15 protein-coding genes and 1 tRNA gene are annotated in these 16972 nt (G+C 53.4%); 1 reads left to right on the plus strand and 15 read right to left on the minus strand.

The window, feature by feature from the left end; all coding sequences use genetic code 11:
* Nucleotides 1–88 precede the first annotated feature (88 nt).
* The 5 genes from I2H38_RS13745 to I2H38_RS13765 form a co-directional block, all read right to left on the minus strand.
* Entirely contained in the window at nucleotides 89–1597 is a 1509-nt protein-coding gene (locus tag I2H38_RS13745; protein WP_196272425.1) for a hypothetical protein, read from the minus strand.
* Between the two features lie 1113 nt (nucleotides 1598–2710).
* Nucleotides 2711–3430, minus strand: a complete 720-nt coding sequence (locus tag I2H38_RS21020; RefSeq protein WP_229426699.1) for a DUF6641 family protein — start codon at nucleotides 3428–3430, stop codon at nucleotides 2711–2713.
* Between the two features lie 12 nt (nucleotides 3431–3442).
* A complete protein-coding gene (locus tag I2H38_RS13755) occupies nucleotides 3443–4369 on the minus strand; it encodes a hypothetical protein (RefSeq protein ID WP_196272426.1) in 927 nt (308 codons plus the stop codon).
* A 95-nt stretch (nucleotides 4370–4464) separates the two neighbouring features.
* A complete protein-coding gene (locus tag I2H38_RS13760) occupies nucleotides 4465–4911 on the minus strand; it encodes a hypothetical protein (protein ID WP_196272427.1) in 447 nt (148 codons plus the stop codon).
* A gap of 152 nt (nucleotides 4912–5063) precedes the next feature.
* Complete coding sequence (locus I2H38_RS13765; RefSeq protein WP_196272428.1) at nucleotides 5064–5921, minus strand: hypothetical protein; 858 nt, start codon at nucleotides 5919–5921, stop codon at nucleotides 5064–5066.
* A gap of 373 nt (nucleotides 5922–6294) precedes the next feature.
* Here I2H38_RS13765 and I2H38_RS13770 point away from each other — a divergent pair, with 373 nt between their 5' ends.
* A complete protein-coding gene (locus I2H38_RS13770) occupies nucleotides 6295–6864 on the plus strand; it encodes a tyrosine-type recombinase/integrase (protein WP_196272429.1) in 570 nt (189 codons plus the stop codon).
* Nucleotides 6865–7041: 177 nt separating this feature from the next.
* Here I2H38_RS13770 and I2H38_RS13775 read toward each other — a convergent pair whose 3' ends face one another.
* The 10 genes from I2H38_RS13775 to I2H38_RS13820 all read right to left on the minus strand — a co-directional run bounded on the left by I2H38_RS13775 (nucleotide 7042) and on the right by I2H38_RS13820 (nucleotide 16960).
* A complete protein-coding gene (locus tag I2H38_RS13775; protein WP_196272430.1) occupies nucleotides 7042–8460 on the minus strand; it encodes a hypothetical protein in 1419 nt (472 codons plus the stop codon).
* A 347-nt stretch (nucleotides 8461–8807) separates the two neighbouring features.
* Entirely contained in the window at nucleotides 8808–9854 is a 1047-nt protein-coding gene (locus tag I2H38_RS13780; protein WP_210324803.1) for a hypothetical protein, read from the minus strand.
* Nucleotides 9847–11985, minus strand: coding sequence for an ORC-CDC6 family AAA ATPase (locus I2H38_RS13785; RefSeq protein ID WP_196272432.1), 2139 nt, complete (start codon nucleotides 11983–11985; stop codon nucleotides 9847–9849). Before I2H38_RS13785 ends, I2H38_RS13780 begins: the two co-directional genes overlap by 8 nt.
* Entirely contained in the window at nucleotides 11985–13238 is a 1254-nt protein-coding gene (locus I2H38_RS13790) for a metallophosphoesterase family protein (RefSeq protein WP_196272433.1), read from the minus strand. The genes I2H38_RS13785 and I2H38_RS13790 overlap by 1 nt, the downstream gene beginning before the upstream one ends.
* A 296-nt stretch (nucleotides 13239–13534) precedes the next feature.
* Nucleotides 13535–14851 carry a tyrosine-type recombinase/integrase gene (locus I2H38_RS13795; RefSeq protein ID WP_196272434.1) on the minus strand — a complete coding sequence of 439 codons (1317 nt, stop codon included), beginning with the start codon at nucleotides 14849–14851 and terminating at the stop codon, nucleotides 13535–13537.
* Nucleotides 14852–15040: 189 nt separating this feature from the next.
* Nucleotides 15041–15117 (minus strand) — tRNA-Met (locus I2H38_RS13800).
* Nucleotides 15118–15316: 199 nt separating this feature from the next.
* Nucleotides 15317–15535, minus strand: coding sequence for a hypothetical protein (locus I2H38_RS13805; protein ID WP_196272435.1), 219 nt, complete (start codon nucleotides 15533–15535; stop codon nucleotides 15317–15319).
* A gap of 52 nt (nucleotides 15536–15587) precedes the next feature.
* A complete protein-coding gene (locus tag I2H38_RS13810; protein WP_196272508.1) occupies nucleotides 15588–15806 on the minus strand; it encodes a hypothetical protein in 219 nt (72 codons plus the stop codon).
* 78 nt (nucleotides 15807–15884) lie between these two features.
* The gene (locus I2H38_RS13815) at nucleotides 15885–16094 is read right to left on the minus strand and encodes a cold-shock protein (RefSeq protein WP_196272436.1); all 210 of its coding nucleotides are present in this window, start codon (nucleotides 16092–16094) and stop codon (nucleotides 15885–15887) included.
* Between the two features lie 224 nt (nucleotides 16095–16318).
* Complete coding sequence (locus I2H38_RS13820) at nucleotides 16319–16960, minus strand: class I SAM-dependent methyltransferase (RefSeq protein WP_196272437.1); 642 nt, start codon at nucleotides 16958–16960, stop codon at nucleotides 16319–16321.
* Between the last annotated feature and the right edge of the window lie 12 nt (nucleotides 16961–16972).

Consider the following 16972-nt stretch of genomic DNA (forward strand, 5'->3'; position numbering starts at 1 on the left):
AAACTGGATAGAGCCGAGTCTTACCTATAGCCGTTGCGCTGCTTACAAGAAGCGCAACCGCAGTGATGAAAACCACGCGCCACATCTGCTATCGCACCTGCGCCCGCAAGCGCTGTTTCTGGAAGTCGATGTAGGTGATCTTGCCAGCCTTAAGGTCGTCTACAGAACTCCGAAGTTTGCCAAGATCGGCCAACGCTTGGGGCGTTTCCGGCACATGCAGGAATGGCTCGACACGGGCCCCTAGCACGCGGATTACCTGATCACCGTCCTCAAATGTCACGGTTGTGCCATTCGCATTAGAAGTGAAGTTTTGACTTGTTCGCGAGGACCCTCCGCCACCTCCGAACGAGAAGCCAAATAGAGATGCACCGCCACGAGCATTGATTGACTGCGTCGACCAATCGCTGTTTGCAGCGCTATTCTGCAGCTCCAAATTCAAATTTAGGCCACGTCCAACGAAAAGGGAAACAGCAACATATTTTAGATATTGGAGCTGTTTGAGATTTTCAACAAGCTTAAACACCTTGTCGTCTTGCAGCACGCCAGGATTAAACCATTGCCCTCTATCAATGTAAATTTCAGAGATATTTTTGAAAGAGATCTTCATGCCCTTCAGCGACCGCATTTCATTCCTGGAGGAAGAGCTTCCAGACCCGCCACCGCCGAGGCTCCAACCAAAGAAGCTAGCTCCGCCGGACGCGTTCCAGCTCGAAGACCCTGAACCGATTTGCTTGGACTCTGTTCTAGAGTCAAAGTCATGTCCTCCTTGGTTTGTAAGGAAGAGTCTGAAGTCAGCCATCGGGAGTATCAACGGAGAACGATCAAACAACGCACCGGGAGTTTGATGAGGATCTGCAAGCCTTAAATCGGTCAACCGCTCTCCGCTTGCGGCCATATCAATCTCAGTTTGAGCATAACGCGGCCGTGCTATGTCAAAAGAGGACTGAAGCGCATCAAGGTTGTCTAACAACGCTAATTCTGAAGGCGTATATTTCGAGCGCCGAACGGCTGCTATCTGGGCATTCAGACGATCAAGTGCCGTTGAGTAATCGGCCATCTGATCAGCGTATCGGACGTCCTCAAGCCATTTTAGGTAATTCAGAGCATACTCACGGGTACCGGCCTGAAGGCCCCGATCTTTTGCCACCGCTGCCCACTGGTCATTGAATTGATTGTCCTTTGCACTAAAGGCCCGCTGTGCATCATCTCGCCGACCCTGGAGGTCCGTCACAACCTGTGCAATCTCTGGATGGTTTTGATCTACTTGAGAGGCGGCGATCGAAATCGCATCCTTGTATAATGTTGAGAAGCGTCCAGAGTGGTTCATTGCCCCTGGCTTTATGAATGATGTGTATGGACTGGAATAGGTTTGGTCTGAGTACAACCGAAATAGCTCTTGATTAAAATATGGTGTTTGGACATCCGCATCAAAAGGAGTAATTGTATTGTTCAATACGATGAGCGGATTCTGGATGTTTGGAGACGATATAAGCGCCTTAAGAAAATTATAATATTGCGCATGAAGATCTGCAAGAGCGGCAGGAAGGTCTTCTGCACTCGCTCCCTTGGTGAGCCCACCAAGGGCTACTGCACTCAATCCGGCAATTACCTGCCTCCGATTTGGAGATACCATAGAAATTCCCTCCCATTTCGGTTAATATTTAAGCTGAAATAGAGTATTATTTTCTGATGTATCGTACGTCAATAACTTCTAAGCTTTAGACGAATGCCCTTTTGAGGTATGTGCCTCATGAAATATTAGGAGATAAAAAAAGTCCGTCGCAGGTTTAAGTTGCGCGTTGGTACGCTAGACTTTTTTTGAGCTAAAATAAGCAAATTAGTAGTAAAATTGGCGAAGGATGGGAGAATTAAGGCATAATCTCAATTTTAATTACCCCATTTAACTAAATTATGATGTTATAGCATTACAATGGTACTACAATTGGAAACTTATCGACAGTCTGCACTTTTCGTAAAGGAAACACATTATTGTTTGAGCTTGTCCAATACCAAGAACAGCATCCCAGTCCATGCGATCTTCTGAATTCGGGCGCTCACAACAGGAAAATGCCTTTCGGGCACTAAATTTTATAAGACACGGAGATCACCTGCGACCAAGGGTGACGCGAACATTGCCTCTAATTCAATTCCCTAATGATTGGCTCTTTCCGCCAAAGCTCTTCTTAGCGAGAACCGCTTTCTGAGGGCAGACAAATTCACGCTGCGTCGGTTGCCGCACCCATAATCCGACTTGCATAAGGGTATATCCTTGTACTCCCTCGTAGAGGCAAGAAGCTCCTAAGAAGCTCTTATATACCTGAAGCATCTATCAACTTCCGATCACCCTCAGTCCGCGCCGTAGACAAGAGCCGATAGTACGTTTCCCTGTGCGATTATTCGCTGTGGTGATATCGCGTCGGGGATCAAAGTAGCCCGGTGTCCTAAGATTAGCATCCAGCGCCCTTTGCCGTCCGTCCGATATCATCTCAATGTAGCCAAGGATGCAAAAATTACGATCCCGAATTGCTTTGCGGTTCACGCACGATGTCCTCTTCTCTCAATTTCTGGTTTCGACCGGCAGTCGAGACCAAGCTGGGCAATTATCTCCACTCAGGGCTACCTACCGCCAGGGAAATGCGGGCATTTCCACTCTTCTGCGCGGCTCCATCGATCATTCGCGGCCAAAGAGCCGAACCCGCTTAGCGCGAAATCAATTCGCCTTTGGCCTTCCGTTGCGGTTCAGAAGACGACCCCGCTCGGCGGCAGCATTGGACAAGGCTGTGTCGAACTCTCCAGCACGAACCGCTTCGATGAGGCCGTCGATAAGCGTCGGGAGATTAGCAAGCGGACCGACCTCAATGGCCGTCTTACCCTTCGCGATTTCCAGTGGCCGACCACCGTATTGCATCACGAAATGTGTCGTTCGGTTTCCGTCTTCAAACCAGCATTTTCGCACGCGCCGGGGCGTCTCCACCCGCACACGTACCCCGTCCTCGTTTGTGCGGGACACCCAGCGCTTTGGCGGCACGAAGACTCTTCCCTCGATCGTGGCTTTAGCGAGGTCCTTTTGCAACGCGAGATTCCCGATGAGCTTTTCTCGCGCACGCTCAGCAGGTGTCTTCGATTGTGCGGCAGGCTTTGCATCCGACAGCTTAAGCGATTTTAGGACAGACATATTCTCTCCCTTGGCATAGCCAGTGTGGTCTCTATGCCGGGAAGCTACAGCCACTTTCTGGTTTTTCAACCTAAGATTGTCGTAACCATGAACTCGCCGCGTGAACGAGAGTGCGGTTCTAACCTCGCTATCTTTGTCAGTGACGCCACATTTGCGACGAGCCGTCGTAATGAGCCAGTTCGTATCATGTATAGAAACATCATGAATATTGTTGGTATGCGCAGCTACACATTGTGTGCTGTCGCAATTAAACATACGAAGAGACTTCTACTTCGGACCTATGACAACACGTAGGCTCTCAAAACCGCTCCTCCCCCTCATGAGCCATTTCGCATATGCAGTGATGTCTTTATCACTCCACCAATCGCGCCCTGTTCTCTGATCCGCCTCTTTGTCGTAGGCGATCCCATCCACTGTCAGCGTGTCGTGCTCAATGCGAAATTTCAGCGCGTATCGGACCACGCTCTTAATGTTCGCGTGAACAGGACGGTTCGCATGGAATGGCCGAGCGTCAACCTGATACGGCTTGTTGAAGCCTTTACCGCGAAGAGCTTGGGCAAATTCCTCACAAGTGACATCCCCAAGTCCAACAATCGCGTGGAGATGCGGGCGCCAAACGGTAGTGTCCGCTTTTGCTACGAGCACAGGGAAGTCCAAAGCCTCAAGAGCAATCCGTGTGTTTCTGCCTTGCTCGTCGAAGTCTGATGCTGAGAGCCGTGCCATCTCCCACCAACCAGTGAATTGCACATCATTCCAGCGCACATCGCGATCACGTTGGTACGCGATGATGTTGCGCAGCCTGTTCTTGGCCTTCCGTTGGCTCGGCTCAACCTCATCGAGATCTGTCTGAACTGGCAAAAGCAGAGTTAGGAACGCCAGCCGCTCATTGGGGATGCCAACAAAGGTCTTTTTAAGCGCTAGCCCCGTTTCTTTGCCGCGTCGGCGCATGAAGCAGCGCGGGCACAGAGGCACGCCGCATAAGCGCATGTTATTGTGATTTTCATCCATCGTACCGCATGCTTCCATACGGTCGTAGAGAGAGTGCTGCTTTGTAAGCGCTTGCATTACGCGCTCACGCTGCATCTGCATTCCCGGAGATAGCCAGCGAATCTGCTTACGCTCGTGCGGTTCAAAACACTTCGTAATTAGCTGGGCACGAAAATGATCTAAATTTCCCATGATAACCTCAAACAACAACAGCAATTATTTACGGCAATCTGCCTCCGGGGAGAGGAAGCAGATCACCTAGTTCAGATTCTGCGGATGGATGATGGCTAGCTCGCCTAACCTTAGTCGTTCGGGAGATGCCCTTGACCGACGGCCAATAACACGACGTATTTCATGACGTATTCTGGGATCGGAAGTGCGTCTCGGAGATCGACGGGATTTTCGGAGAATTGACAGATGCCGTCCTTCGTCCCGACGAGCCAGCGGTCAAGCGAGTGATTACATAAGCCAAACTGGTCAACTGGACCCATCGAAGGCACGCGAAACAGGATGCCGATGGTGTGCTCAAGGCGCAAGACCTCGAATTTCGGCCACTGCCCCTGATAGCTCAACGGCGAAGTATTGTGATTGTATTGAACGATGCTGATGGGATCGATACCAATCCTAGCTTTCTGGGCAGCCGTCTCACAAGGCTCCACACAGTTACAAGAGAAGCATTTCGTCCAACTGCCTCGATGGCTTCGATTGGGCAGTGCATCGTTGCGAATTATTCCATTGATTCCGGTCATATGATCAGCAGGCTCCTTTGCTCGATCATCCGGAACGTAATCGCGCCCCGCCTTGCGAGCACGGACGAAATTTCATAAAAACTCCTATTCTATCAATAGATTATGCAAATTGTGATTAAAAGCTGCCCCTAAAACCGACACAAGCGCTGTTCTCAAATGGCAGCAAGAATGTCCTTGCGGAGGCGGTCATCAGCGACGAAGCGCGATGGTCCGGCGTTGAGACGTTCAGCCGCAATGATGCAGGCCGTTAGGATCTTTGCGGCATGCGTCGTATGGAGCGATCTCGTCAGCTTCTTTCCGAGCGCGCTCGCGCCGAAGTAATCAAATAATATCTCGCGAACACCGACGGGCAAGGATTGGATCGCCCTTTGCAGTCGTATGGCTGCCAAAAGAGCCGTTTGAAGTGCTCTCCGCCTCTTAAGCCAGTGAGAACGTGCCTCTTCTATTCTCAGGGCCCTACGCGCCGGCCCATTCTCGCGTTTGACCCATATAGAGAAGGGGCCGCTGGCGGGGTGCAGGAACTCTGCACTTCGGTCGTGCATCTCCTGAAGTAAGTTATACAGAGCACGTGCAGTTCGTGTCGCCCATATGTGAGAGATGAATTGACACGTTTCCTCATCTAGCCCAAGCGCGCGCTGCGCATCCCGCGAACTCCAGGATGCGGCGACCTCCTGCGCTTGCGCTTGGCGACGTCGGGAGTGATAGTCTCTCTCAGCTTCTGTCAGATGCATGCGGTTTTCAGCGATTCTTTCCCGTACTTTATTCATGTCAAAGTCCCGAAGAGCCAACGCAAAAAGGATGAGTTCATCCCTTGTCAAAGGCACCTTCCCGATCGGGAACGCCTTCCCGCCCTCTCTCCATTCAGCCATCAATGGCCATTGATGCAGCGCAAAGACATAGAGAGAATTAAGCCGATCAACCCGCGGCAGGCCCCGCAACAGATTTCGGTTTCTACGCGCTTCTTCGATCACCGGATCAAGCGCTGAAGGATAGGGTTTGCGACGCGCCATATGCGATCCCGTATCGTCGGTCTTCCCTTAATAACAACCAGCCTAGCTTTGAGATCCACTCACTTTCCCGAAATCTCCAGAAAACAAGGATCGGCCACGATTCCGAAGAAAGCAGCTACCGATCACGTCGATGAAGGGCCGCCTCGGGGAAAATAACAAAATTATTCCAAACGAAACCACAGATTTGATCAGCTGTTAAGCTGATATGGGTATCAGCCAATCGATAATAGCCGTCCGAACCTCATAAAAACTACAGTTTTTTAGGTTAAACTCACAAATGCTTATGAGTCATGGCTTCTGAGAAACCATTGCCCTTTTCAAATTCTGGAAACATCATGCTTTGTCGCTAGCAGCTATAGAGCATGAGGTTTAGATGAAGCAGGCGCGCGTACTTACCGAGGCGGAATTCAAGCGTCTTACTGCTGTAGTAAGTCAAGGACGGCATGGAGCACGTAATCGGCTTGCTCTCATGCTCAGCTACTTTGCTGGCTTGCGCGTTGGTGAGATCGCTACTCTGAAGTGGGATGATCTCCTGGACAGAGAAGGTCACGTCCGTGAACAGCTGCGGCTCAATGCAGCTGTCACCAAGGGAGGGCACGCACGAGTGGTATTCATGAACTCCCGACTACAGCGAGAGATAGAACAATTTCGGAGCACGCTAAAGCGACCACCGCAACCCACCCAGCCAGTGCTGGTCACCCAAAAGCGTACATCATTCAGCGCCAACACACTTTGTCAGCTCATCGGACAGTGGTACGCGCAGGCGGGCTTAGATGGAGGGACAAGCCACAGCGGACGACGCTGGTTTATTACCAAGCTGGCGCACGCGGGCATATCGTCAAAGGCAATCATGCTTCTTGCTGGTCACAAGCATCTTTCAACAACGCAGCGCTACATCGACGTAAATGATGAAATGATGCGCTCGGCGGTTGAGATCCTATAACGCCGAAAGTTCTCAATCCTCTTCGTGGATTGTCGACGAAGATGAATGAATGAGGCAAATGTCTCAATCGGAGGGTCCGCTTCGCGTCCATGTCGGTCATTGCCGGGGCGACTGGCAATTCCCGGAAGCAGACCTTCGATCTCCGTCATGGAGAGCTCTAGAAGCAGAATCTTTCGCCTAGCGCGGCAAGCTGATGATGAAACGCCAGATCCTCTCGTCGAGGAAGTTCTCGGCGCTGTCGCTATCCTCGCCAATTTCGAGTAGCTCAACGAGGTCTAGGTTGGAAAGCACTAGGATCAGCTTGCCGCTCTCGCGCATCGCCCCTTGAGCGGCCCGCAAGCATCCTGCATCCCCACCCTTGGGGGCGATTAGGAAGCACACCGTCCGCAGAGCCCCGGCAAAAAGGTAACGCTCGGTGGAGTAGATCTGATCGGCAGTGATGGGATCCTGATAGTTCTTGCATTCGAAGAGCAACGCCTTGGTCCGGAAGTCAGCGCGGAGGCTGTCCCAGAAAGGCCTGCCGGGGGCGATACGGCAGATGAAGTCGTAGCGGTTCCCACCGTCGCTAGTCTCGGCCTGCCGCTCGAAGCCGAAAAGATTCGGATCAAACAGAAAGATAAACGTCCGCATGCATAGACGTTCGAATTCAGTGGGCGAGAGTGCGACCGCGCCTGACTCGTGATCCTTGAGCTCCTTGATCAGAGCGGCCCGCGTATCGCGGCGTTCGGCTGCGCGACGAGCCTCGATCTCCGCGGGCGCTTCTTCACGAACGCTCGCCGTCGGCGCGCGCTGGGCGAGAGCGCCGACCTCAGCCTCGAGATCCGCGAGGGTCCGGATGCTCACCTCGGTTTGATGCTGCGACCAATGCTGCGTCTCTGGCGTCATGTCCGACGCGACGATGATGATCGGCGTGCCGCTCCAGAGATCGGCACCACGAAGGGTGGATAGGCGCACTATCTCTCGCTGCAACCGGTCGGCTTGAAGGGGTTTGCCGGAGCTGAGCACCTCGACCGGTGTGCGCTGGCCGCGGCGTTCGATGACAAGATCAACTCTGAGCGGGCCGAACAGCACCTCTTGATGAACATTGTAGCCCAACTGACGGTAAGCTTCGGCCACTCGGCTTTCAGCATTGACCTCCTGCGGTAACGCGCTCAGCCGGGCTAACAGCACCTCTGCCATACCGTCAGGCACAGCAGCGAGGTAGACATGCTGATAACCATTCCCCTCCTCGTTCAATGGGGCATACTTCTTGGGAAGGTGGGGTCTTATCTCGCTGATGAACTCCTTGGGTCTCAGCGGCTGAGGTAAAGCGTACCACTCAACCGGCACCATCCAGCCATCCTGTGCCAAGTGTGTACCAGCCGATCCAAGCTCGGGCGGCTTTGGGCTGGAAACAGCTCGGTGGGTGATGATACCAAGCTGTCGGATCTGTCCGCCGGCATATGAGAAGACGAGATCGCCAGGCACGAGGAGCCGTAGATTGTCGTAGGACCGATTGGGGCCTCCATTGCCCTTGGTCTTAGGTGACCAGATGTATCTCCCCTCGATCTCCTGCCGGTACGTTTGACTGTGGTTGACCCACCAGAACGCCATCATGCCCCCCCGTTTGTTGAGCCGGATTATATTCAGCACCGTGGGTGTTCAACAACTGCTCTGAACCAAAACTGGCCAGTGCTGATGGCCTAAAACCGTGCGTCATTCAACGCCAGCGCATGGGACAGTAGTACGCCCAGGCGAGCTTAGATGGAGGGACAAGCCATAGCGCGACGCTGGTTCATTACCAAGCTGGCGCACGCGGGCATATCACCCAAAGCGATCATGCTGCTTACTGGGCGCCGACACCTCGCAACCACTCAGCGCTACATCGACATGAAATGGTGCGAGCTGCGGTTGAGCTCCTTAGATCGATCACTGTCGCAAGGTCAGCAGCAATGCACTGAATTTCAGAAATATGACGTAGGTTCAAATCGATCATCGAGTTCGTAGAGGCAGATGGTTCCTGTTGGTGCTACATCTAGCTGCCTATAGCGTGTCGGCACACGACATATTACTTCCATCTTGTCTTCGCTTAGAGCCGCGAGGGCGAGTGCAAGTGCATGTGGCTTCGAGCCAATCGCGAGTCCTGTGACATTGTCGGAACTCGACGACCTGCAGAACTCAATGGCGAACTTGGTCAAACTCAACACATCGCAGAGTGGCACATTAGATCGCTGAACGTTTGACTCTGAAAGGAGGCTCAGAAGTGCTGCGCGCTCGCTGGGCACAAGTTTATCCGGCTCCTGCACTAAGCTTTCTTGAATCAGGATCAAGCCGAGTCGCCGCGGCTCGTATTTCTCAATCAAAGGCACTGAAAGCCCAACCTCACCGCCCATCGCGACGATTAAATCACGATACATTGGCATGGCACTTTCTGCTTCCAAATACGGTACCTGCAGTGACTGCCACTCACCCTCAGAGATAATGCCACTTGCGGTACCTGGCTGCTCAGGTGACTTTGCGCTCGCATGATCTTCATGAAGAGAGTACGCACCCTCCGCATACACACAGTCTAAACGAGAAACATAGTCTCGCTTGAACCCACAACCGAATAGAAAAAGGATGTATGACTTGGGAAGACAAGTGACATCTACCAATATTTTGAGTGGCCTACCCTTCTGGACATACAGATCTCTCAAGAGGCGCTCGAAACGATCCGCATTAGCTCCGAAATCTGTCGAACGCTCGAAATCGAGCACTTCCAAATCCCAATCCAAAGCACGAAATGTCTCTAGAGTGGCGTTTTTCTTATCTTCGGCCTCTTGATCGACGGACCGAAACTTTAGCAACTTAAGAGGACCAACGCGCTGAGCGACGGCTGACAACGCCGTGCTAGCCCGCTTTTCCCAACTTAACCCTGCGAGGACTACGTCATACTCACGGCTAAGTTCTATTCTGGAAAGGCCGAGGGACTGCCTTAGAGAGATCGAGCCTGCCGCGTAGACCTCACTCATCATCCTGGTCTCCACCTAACGGTAAGGGCAGCTGCGAGCCGTTCCCTACTACAGATCTTGTTGCCATAGCTTCTGCCCATGCTCGTGCGTCAGCTGGCGCCTGCCGGTCACATAGCGGCCAGAGCTCCTTTGGAGTTACAACAACCTGTTCGTACGCTCCTCGAAACGAGAACCGGTAATGCGGAGAAAACCGGCGATGAAGTCGAAAGGTAATTGTTCTCCCACGCTGGTCTTCTGGCTCTTGAGCATCGGTGCCGTCGTGAAATTTGACCTCTATCGTTCTCAAATATCCGGCGATTTCCGCTTGACGAATTGCCCGCCACACTGCTCGCTCTCTATCTGAAGTCACATCGCCAGGCGAGATGATCTCAGGACGGCTGAAACGCACAGTGAATACACCACGCTCTGCACGTCCCAGCACAGCTGGGTCGTCAGGCGCTGATTGTAGGATGGATGTATAGTATCCCAGACCGTCCAGCAGACGCATAACAATGTCAGAGTCCAGCTCTGCCCGAGAACTTACGGACGAGTGGTATGACGAGCTCGCGGATGCAATTCCATCCGCTTGAATGTCCCACCCAATCTGAGTTCGCGATGTCGCGAAGCGATCCAGGCTTCCCTGGTCGCTTTTATCAAGCTTTTGTCGCCGTGTGTAAGACTCGTAAATCTCGCCAAGGATCTCCAGGAAGTCGCGAATTGAACCATCAGCTAATGAGGTCGCGACATTGGCTCCTCCGAGAGGTAACCTTCTGAAACCGAGCACTGCAGCAAGTTGCAATAACGCACCGCGCTGCTTTCGGCGCAACCATGCCTCAAATGCCGGTTCAACTAGTCGCGGTGCAAGTTCTAGAAGCTTTTTCTCGTCATCCGGCGAGAAGCTCGTTTTGAATGCATCCTCGCGACCTTGCCAAAGTAGCAATAGATAAGATTCGTATATCGGAAGCGCAGTGCCTTCTTTCGTCAACCGTGTCCGATGCCGTTTACTTATCTCGATCAACTTATCTTTAAGCGTCGACGCGGCGCGGACTAGCTCATCCGCGATCGGGCTTGTCGAGCGTTGCAGCATGACAGCTGCCATATCATTGACATCCCTGCGCCCTAACCTCACTGGCAGCGGGAAGAAATCCGAGATATTGTCGCTCTTGTTCGTGTTCCGCACGTTCTCAGAAACTGAGAACAGCAGCCGCAAACTAACAACCGCCTGGCAAAGCTCGCGAAAATCGTCCTCGTTTCGTGAGTCGAGCGAAATCACTTTCCTATCCGCTTCGGTTAGCGGTTGTTGGTCGATGAATGTCTCAGTACTCTCGAAGAATGCGCCAACGTAGCTCACCACCCATGAAATCGGGAAGCGACTAATACGAACAAGCGTATTGATGCTTTTTTGTTGCAGTGGATCTAGAACCTCGCAGTCATCGAGACAAAAGCGAAATCCTGGCTGACGCTCCCCCCGGGGGTTAACTAGCCTAATCCCGTTAGCGAGGCGCTCACTTGCATAAGCAAGTAATTCCCCAGGCTCACGAGCAGGCAATTGAGCCTGCAACTCTCGGAATGTTCCTCTCCCAGCGGCCTCATTCATCGCACGCGCGATAGACCTTAACAGTCTCGACAATTCGAGAAACGTCTTGGGTCTGACACCAACGAAGATCGATAATGCGGGAAATTCTTCGAGCACATCGTCAACGAAGCGGAGTTCATGGGCAGGACTCTGAGAGATATTGCGGGAAAGGCGGAGCTGATGACATGCATGCAACATCCTTTCGATGCAGGTGATTTCGACGATTAAAGAGAAATACTTGTGGAACTCCCAATCGGCGACTTCAGGCTTGTCGAATGCTGCTTTCCACGCTCGCGATGATAGAGACGAACTCAGATGATCGGGAAAGCGGACATAGATACCTATGTGACTAAAATCGGCTAGGGTTCTTTGCATCTTCAGAGAGACATTGTTAGTAAGATCCTCCCAGCAAATGCTCTTCAGAAGTGTGGTCTTTCCACTCCCCCTGCTTCCTCTAACATAGATGGATTTTTCCGAATCCAGCTGTTCTGCAGTTTTTGTGAACCAAATCAGCCGGAAGTCCTCCCGCTGATGCTCCCAGCGTGTCGGGCGGAATGGATTGAGCCGATTAACCATTAGAGTCGCGCCCCTACGATCCAGTTTTCTGGCGGAAGGTCATAATTGTCTATGCGTATCCTCGCATCAGCCCAGAGTACCTCAAGGCTCTCTTCAAGCGACTCCTCCGCATCGGTCGCAAATATTCCGTGGGACGCTTGAAGCAGATCAGACCAATAGCTTTCGCCCTCCGTCAGCAGATGTGCATAAAGCCGTGAAAGCGACTTATCATAGGCTCTCCTCCGCTGGCCTAAGAGCGAAACGACCTCAGTTCCAGTCGAGCGAAAGACACCAGATTGATCAAAGCGCCACTTGTGAATATGGCAGCTTAACGGCAGCCCAGCACGGGTAAACACAATTTCTAGAACGTTGAAACCAGCACTTGCCTCAGGGGCTGAAATGCACACTAGAGGGTCACCCCCGGGAGAATGAAGAATCTCGATAGGATCCTCATGAATGTGCCCGTGCAAGTAAAGGATCGGACGCCCGAGTTCCTTTAGGGTTCCTCGCACCGCACCGGAGTTCACAACCTCAGTGTATGGGGCAAGGCGGGGTTGCCGCTGCGGAAGGAGATTATGGTGAGCGCAGGCTATCAACAGGCCTGTCCGTGCAATGCCATTTGCTCCCTGTACGAATTCGCGGATTGAGTCTTCGTTGAACGCAGGTGTGTCGAACTGTCGGTCATAGTAAGCCCGCGTGGCGCGCTCCGCATTGCCCCGCTTGATAGCATTGTCGATTGCCGCCTCGACATCATCACGAAATTCTTCGGGGATGAACTCCCTGGCTCCGCACCCCCAGCAGCTGTTCAGCAATGCAATTTGCGCCTGTGCCGCTCCTTCCTGCAACCTGAGCCACAAGGGCTTGGAGACTGGAAGGGCAGGCAATCCGACAGCTTGCAAGGCATCAGTGAGCGGCTGAAACTTTCTTGTTAAGCCTGGCAGCTTAGCCAAATCACGGTTTATATCGTGGTTCCCTGGAATGATTCCAACTGGGAGGCTGGAGTGAACATTCCCAGACCCGAGCTGGAGCGACCTTGCGATATAATTTGCGCAAGATCTATATCCACCGAGTCCGCCTATATCAGTAAGGTCTCCCATGAATAACATGGCAGATACATCTTGCTTTGATATAAATGAATAAATTTGCTTGAAGACGATCTTTATGGGACTCGAAGATAATATTCCTTTCAGTTCTACTGGGAACCTCTTGTCTTTATCGTCGAGATTATGCCGATGCTGTGCGTTTCCGGGAAGATGCACGTCACCAACTTGCATTACGCTAATTCGCGGAAGCACGTGTACACCCAATTACTTATTGAAGCTGAATTACGCAGCCTTTTAGACACCAAGGTTTCAGCATCGCAGACATGGCAGCTCCGTATTGGTTGGGCCGGACCCAAAACCTTTAGCGCATTCTATGTAGGGAGAATCAGCCCAAGACCGACAGCAGCAATCTCACAAAGGTCATCAAGTCTGCAGTTTGAAGTGTCAAGATCAAGCCGCTGGACCCATATTTAACCTGCTCCGTAGTGTGGATCACCGCTTCATGTCTATGGATAGCCTACGAGCAATTATTCACGGGTCCACTGCGGCCTCAGGCGGTCTACTATTCGTTCTAAATTCACCTGCCCGTAATGCTTATCGATCATTGCGAGGGAGGTTCGCGTATTTCGGGCCACATCCAACACCTCAGCACCGTGAGCGAGTTGCTGACTGATATAGAAGTGTCTGAGCGAGTATGGTGTTCGCTTGACGCCCCGATGATCACGCTCAAGTCCGCAAGCTCGCAACAACTCGGTCAGACCTCGTGCAATAGAGCCAATTCGTTCACCCCGCGCACTGGAGAATACTGGATCGTCATCATTGGGCTCCCGTCCACAAGCTTGTTCGAACAGCATCCAGAGCACGTCGAACCACGGGAGGGCACCAAGTTGGGGGATAGCAGTGCCACTTTTGCCCTTGCCACGAGCCCTGAGCCTCAGATCACGCTCCGCAAGCGGTTTACCCATGCCCTCCCGATACCCGAGCACATCACCCCAATTGAGGTTGCGCATCTCGGTGGGGCGAAAGCCTGAGAAAGCAGCGATCATGATGTAGGCGTGCAGGATGGTGCGATCACGGCGGGTATGCTCATCCAGCTTCTTGAGGGTCCAGATCCGCCGATCCTTGGCGCGGATGCGACGAGGCTGGTCGATCATAATCGGATCGCCCAATCGGCTGAGGCTCGTCTCGATCAGTTTCTCGAACTCATGTGGCTCAAAGCTGGGACGCCGATTGTCCGGAGCGCGCTTGACCCGGAGCGAGATCGTTGGAGGGGTCTTGATGTATCCCCACCTCATGGCTTGCCGGAACAGAGCACGCAGAAGCACAGCCTCTCCGCGCTGACGGCTCAGTGTGGGTGCGGCCCGTTTGACGGGCCGCCGAAGCCGCCTGCCACCACGCTCATAATGGATATAGGCAATGTCCTTGCCTGGCCCTTCGGTCCAGTAGGTTCGTCGCCACTCCGCATAGCGCTCCAGGTCCGAGTCTGTGATTCCATCGATAGGACGCGGCCCAAAATAGCCGATGAAATAGCGCCGGATGATTGCAGGTTCTGACTTGCCCTGGTCCGCACGACGCTCTCCCCTCTCCACCTCGCGCTGAATGTGCGCGATAAAATCCTCAGCCACCTGCTCGAAGGTTCGAGCCTTGGCGGTGAGACCCTGACGAGCACGGTAGTTCGCCTCGAACCAAATTTCCTCGGCTTTCCGTTCTGCTTCGATTCGGTCGCTGGTCTCCAGTGAGCGCTTGATCTGCCCCTGGCCCTTGATGCTGAAGCGCATCTGCCATTTGGCGCTGCCGGTGCGCTGGAACAGTTGATAGCGTTCTTTGGACGGAGAGGAGCCCATGCTCGCGCCCTACTTGGTTACTTTGGTGCAAAAGGTGCGCTAGAACTGCGCTAGGAGCCCAGCGCAGCACCAACCAGGGGCCTTGATTCTATTGGGCTTTTTGGCGGGTGAGCTAGCACTGAGCTAACTCTACAGCCGTGGCTAAGGTTCCAAAAGAAAAGAAAAGAGCTCTTTGATTTCAAGAGCTTATGGTAGCGGAGGAGAGATTTGAACTCCCGACACAAGGATTATGATTCCTCTGCTCTGACCAACTGAGCTACTCCGCCCCAGGGAACGGGGCGAACCCCGCGTCAGGCAAGGGCGATATAGAAAAGGTTGGGCCCCGGTGTCAAGGACGACCCGCAGCCAAGCTGCGGATTTATCGTGAGATCTATCGTGACATGGGCCAGTGTGACCTGGCCCATGCTTGACCTTAGGGCTCGCGTCGCCGCCAGCGCAAAGCAGGGAGAGCACGATGCAAAGGTTTCAGCCCTTCGGCTTCGTCCGCCAGAGCTGGAACCCTTCTGATGCGATCGACTGCTCGATGACCCGGCGGGCGAACTTATGCGGAGGTGCTTCGCGGGAGTGAAGCGTTCCGGTCAGGCCCCAAGGGCCGTATTTGGCCGGAAGCTTGCTACCGGACTCGTCGCCCGCGAAGGCATGAAGGTCGTCTTTGGTCTGCGAAACGAACATGAAGATACGCATGTGAATGACCTTCGATATAAGCGACCGACGCTTGCCCTTTAAGAAATAGGGCTCAGGCGTCGAAAGTCAGCTCAACTGTCTGAGCGCAGATGCCAAATCGGTCGGCAAGATGCCACTGAAGCTCCCGCGCCGATTGATACATGTATGTCTGGTCGAGAAGATTGCTGATATCTCGATTGTGCCCATCGTCGCGGGTCCATACACGGTCCAGGGTGAAGCCTGCCGCTGCGTTTTCCGCTCGAACGGGTTTGGGAATGAAATGAAAGCGCATTTTGTCTGTATTCTTCTTTTTAGGGGAGGCTGAGATCGCCTCCGCGAAGCGAGGTGCATCAATGCACGCTTCGCTTGATTAAGCAGTCTGGAGATTTCCGGCCGACTGTTTTCCGGAACGAGGGTCGGTTTCAATGTCGAAAGCGACCTTCTGGCCTTCGACGAGGCCGCGCATCCCGGCGCGTTCGAGCGCCGTTGCATGGACGAAGACGTCCTTGCCGCCATTCTCAGGCTGGATGAATCCGTATCCCTTGTGGTCGTTGTAGAATTTCACGGTTCCTTGGAGCATCGTTCAATCTTTCATCACGTGAGGCGCAAGAGCGCACAAACGCGTCCCTTTGGATCTTTCGATTTTGGGAAGAAGACTGAACTCGCGCTCGTCAATACAACCGAAGGCGCACAGGGATCAGGCCAAATGTCGAATAACTAATATAGACTCAAATAAAATAATTACAAGATATAACGGGGCGTGATCTAACGCCCCCCCGTTTTCGATCGACTTGGCTACACGTTTCAGGCGCGCTTTCGGATCCGCATCAGCTTAAAGAAACCGGCTGGGAAAAGTGATTTCAACTCGACAACTTCCATGCGCCCCGTGCTGCGCGCCCAAGCCTCGACCCGGGACGCCTTGAACGCCGAGCTCCACCCGATGGCCTTTGCCACGGGAGATGCAATTTCCTCGAGCGCGGCGATCGGGCCGGTGGGCTGGCCAAAATGGTTGGCGAGCACGATTTCGCCGCCGGGCTTCAGCACGCGGGCGAATTCGGAAAGCGCCGCTTCAGGGTTTGGCACCAGGGTGATGATGAATTGCGCCGTGACCGCATCGAACATCTCATCCGGGAAAGAGAGGTGGGTTACGTCCATCACCTGCAGGCTCTTCACATGGGTCAAGCCGCGCTTTTCGACCTTCTCCTGCGCCCGGCGCAGCATGTCTTCGGACAGGTCCACGCCGTAAACCTCGGCAGTTTTCGGATAGTAGCCGAGAGACAGACCGGTGCCGACGCCCGCTTCCAGCACGCGCGGGCCACAGGCCACGGCGGCAGCCACGGCGGCGCGGGCGGCGGGCTCGGTCAGCTTGTCGTAGACCAGGTCATAGATCGGGGCCCAACGCGCGTAAGCCTTACGCATCGGGGCCGTGGTCGGTCCGTCCGTCATGCAGTTTCCCTA

The organism is Microvirga alba (assembly GCF_015694465.1).
GTDB classification, from domain to species: Bacteria; Pseudomonadota; Alphaproteobacteria; order Rhizobiales; family Beijerinckiaceae; genus Microvirga; species Microvirga alba.

Coding starts and splice junctions, on each gene's coding strand:
- I2H38_RS13770 (WP_196272429.1), top strand. CDS start 6,295: ATGAAGCAGGCGCGCGTACTTACCGAGGCGGAATTCAAGCGTCTTACT.
- I2H38_RS13760 (WP_196272427.1), bottom strand. CDS start 4,911: ATGACCGGAATCAATGGAATAATTCGCAACGATGCACTGCCCAATCGA.
- I2H38_RS13785 (WP_196272432.1), bottom strand. CDS start 11,985: ATGGTTAATCGGCTCAATCCATTCCGCCCGACACGCTGGGAGCATCAG.
- I2H38_RS13795 (WP_196272434.1), bottom strand. CDS start 14,851: ATGGGCTCCTCTCCGTCCAAAGAACGCTATCAACTGTTCCAGCGCACC.
- I2H38_RS13775 (WP_196272430.1), bottom strand. CDS start 8,460: ATGATGGCGTTCTGGTGGGTCAACCACAGTCAAACGTACCGGCAGGAG.
- I2H38_RS21020 (WP_229426699.1), bottom strand. CDS start 3,430: ATGTTTAATTGCGACAGCACACAATGTGTAGCTGCGCATACCAACAAT.
- I2H38_RS13815 (WP_196272436.1), bottom strand. CDS start 16,094: ATGCTCCAAGGAACCGTGAAATTCTACAACGACCACAAGGGATACGGA.
- I2H38_RS13790 (WP_196272433.1), bottom strand. CDS start 13,238: ATGCAAGTTGGTGACGTGCATCTTCCCGGAAACGCACAGCATCGGCAT.
- I2H38_RS13805 (WP_196272435.1), bottom strand. CDS start 15,535: ATGCGTATCTTCATGTTCGTTTCGCAGACCAAAGACGACCTTCATGCC.
- I2H38_RS13780 (WP_210324803.1), bottom strand. CDS start 9,854: ATGAGTGAGGTCTACGCGGCAGGCTCGATCTCTCTAAGGCAGTCCCTC.
- I2H38_RS13810 (WP_196272508.1), bottom strand. CDS start 15,806: ATGCGCTTTCATTTCATTCCCAAACCCGTTCGAGCGGAAAACGCAGCG.
- I2H38_RS13765 (WP_196272428.1), bottom strand. CDS start 5,921: ATGGCGCGTCGCAAACCCTATCCTTCAGCGCTTGATCCGGTGATCGAA.
- I2H38_RS13820 (WP_196272437.1), bottom strand. CDS start 16,960: ATGACGGACGGACCGACCACGGCCCCGATGCGTAAGGCTTACGCGCGT.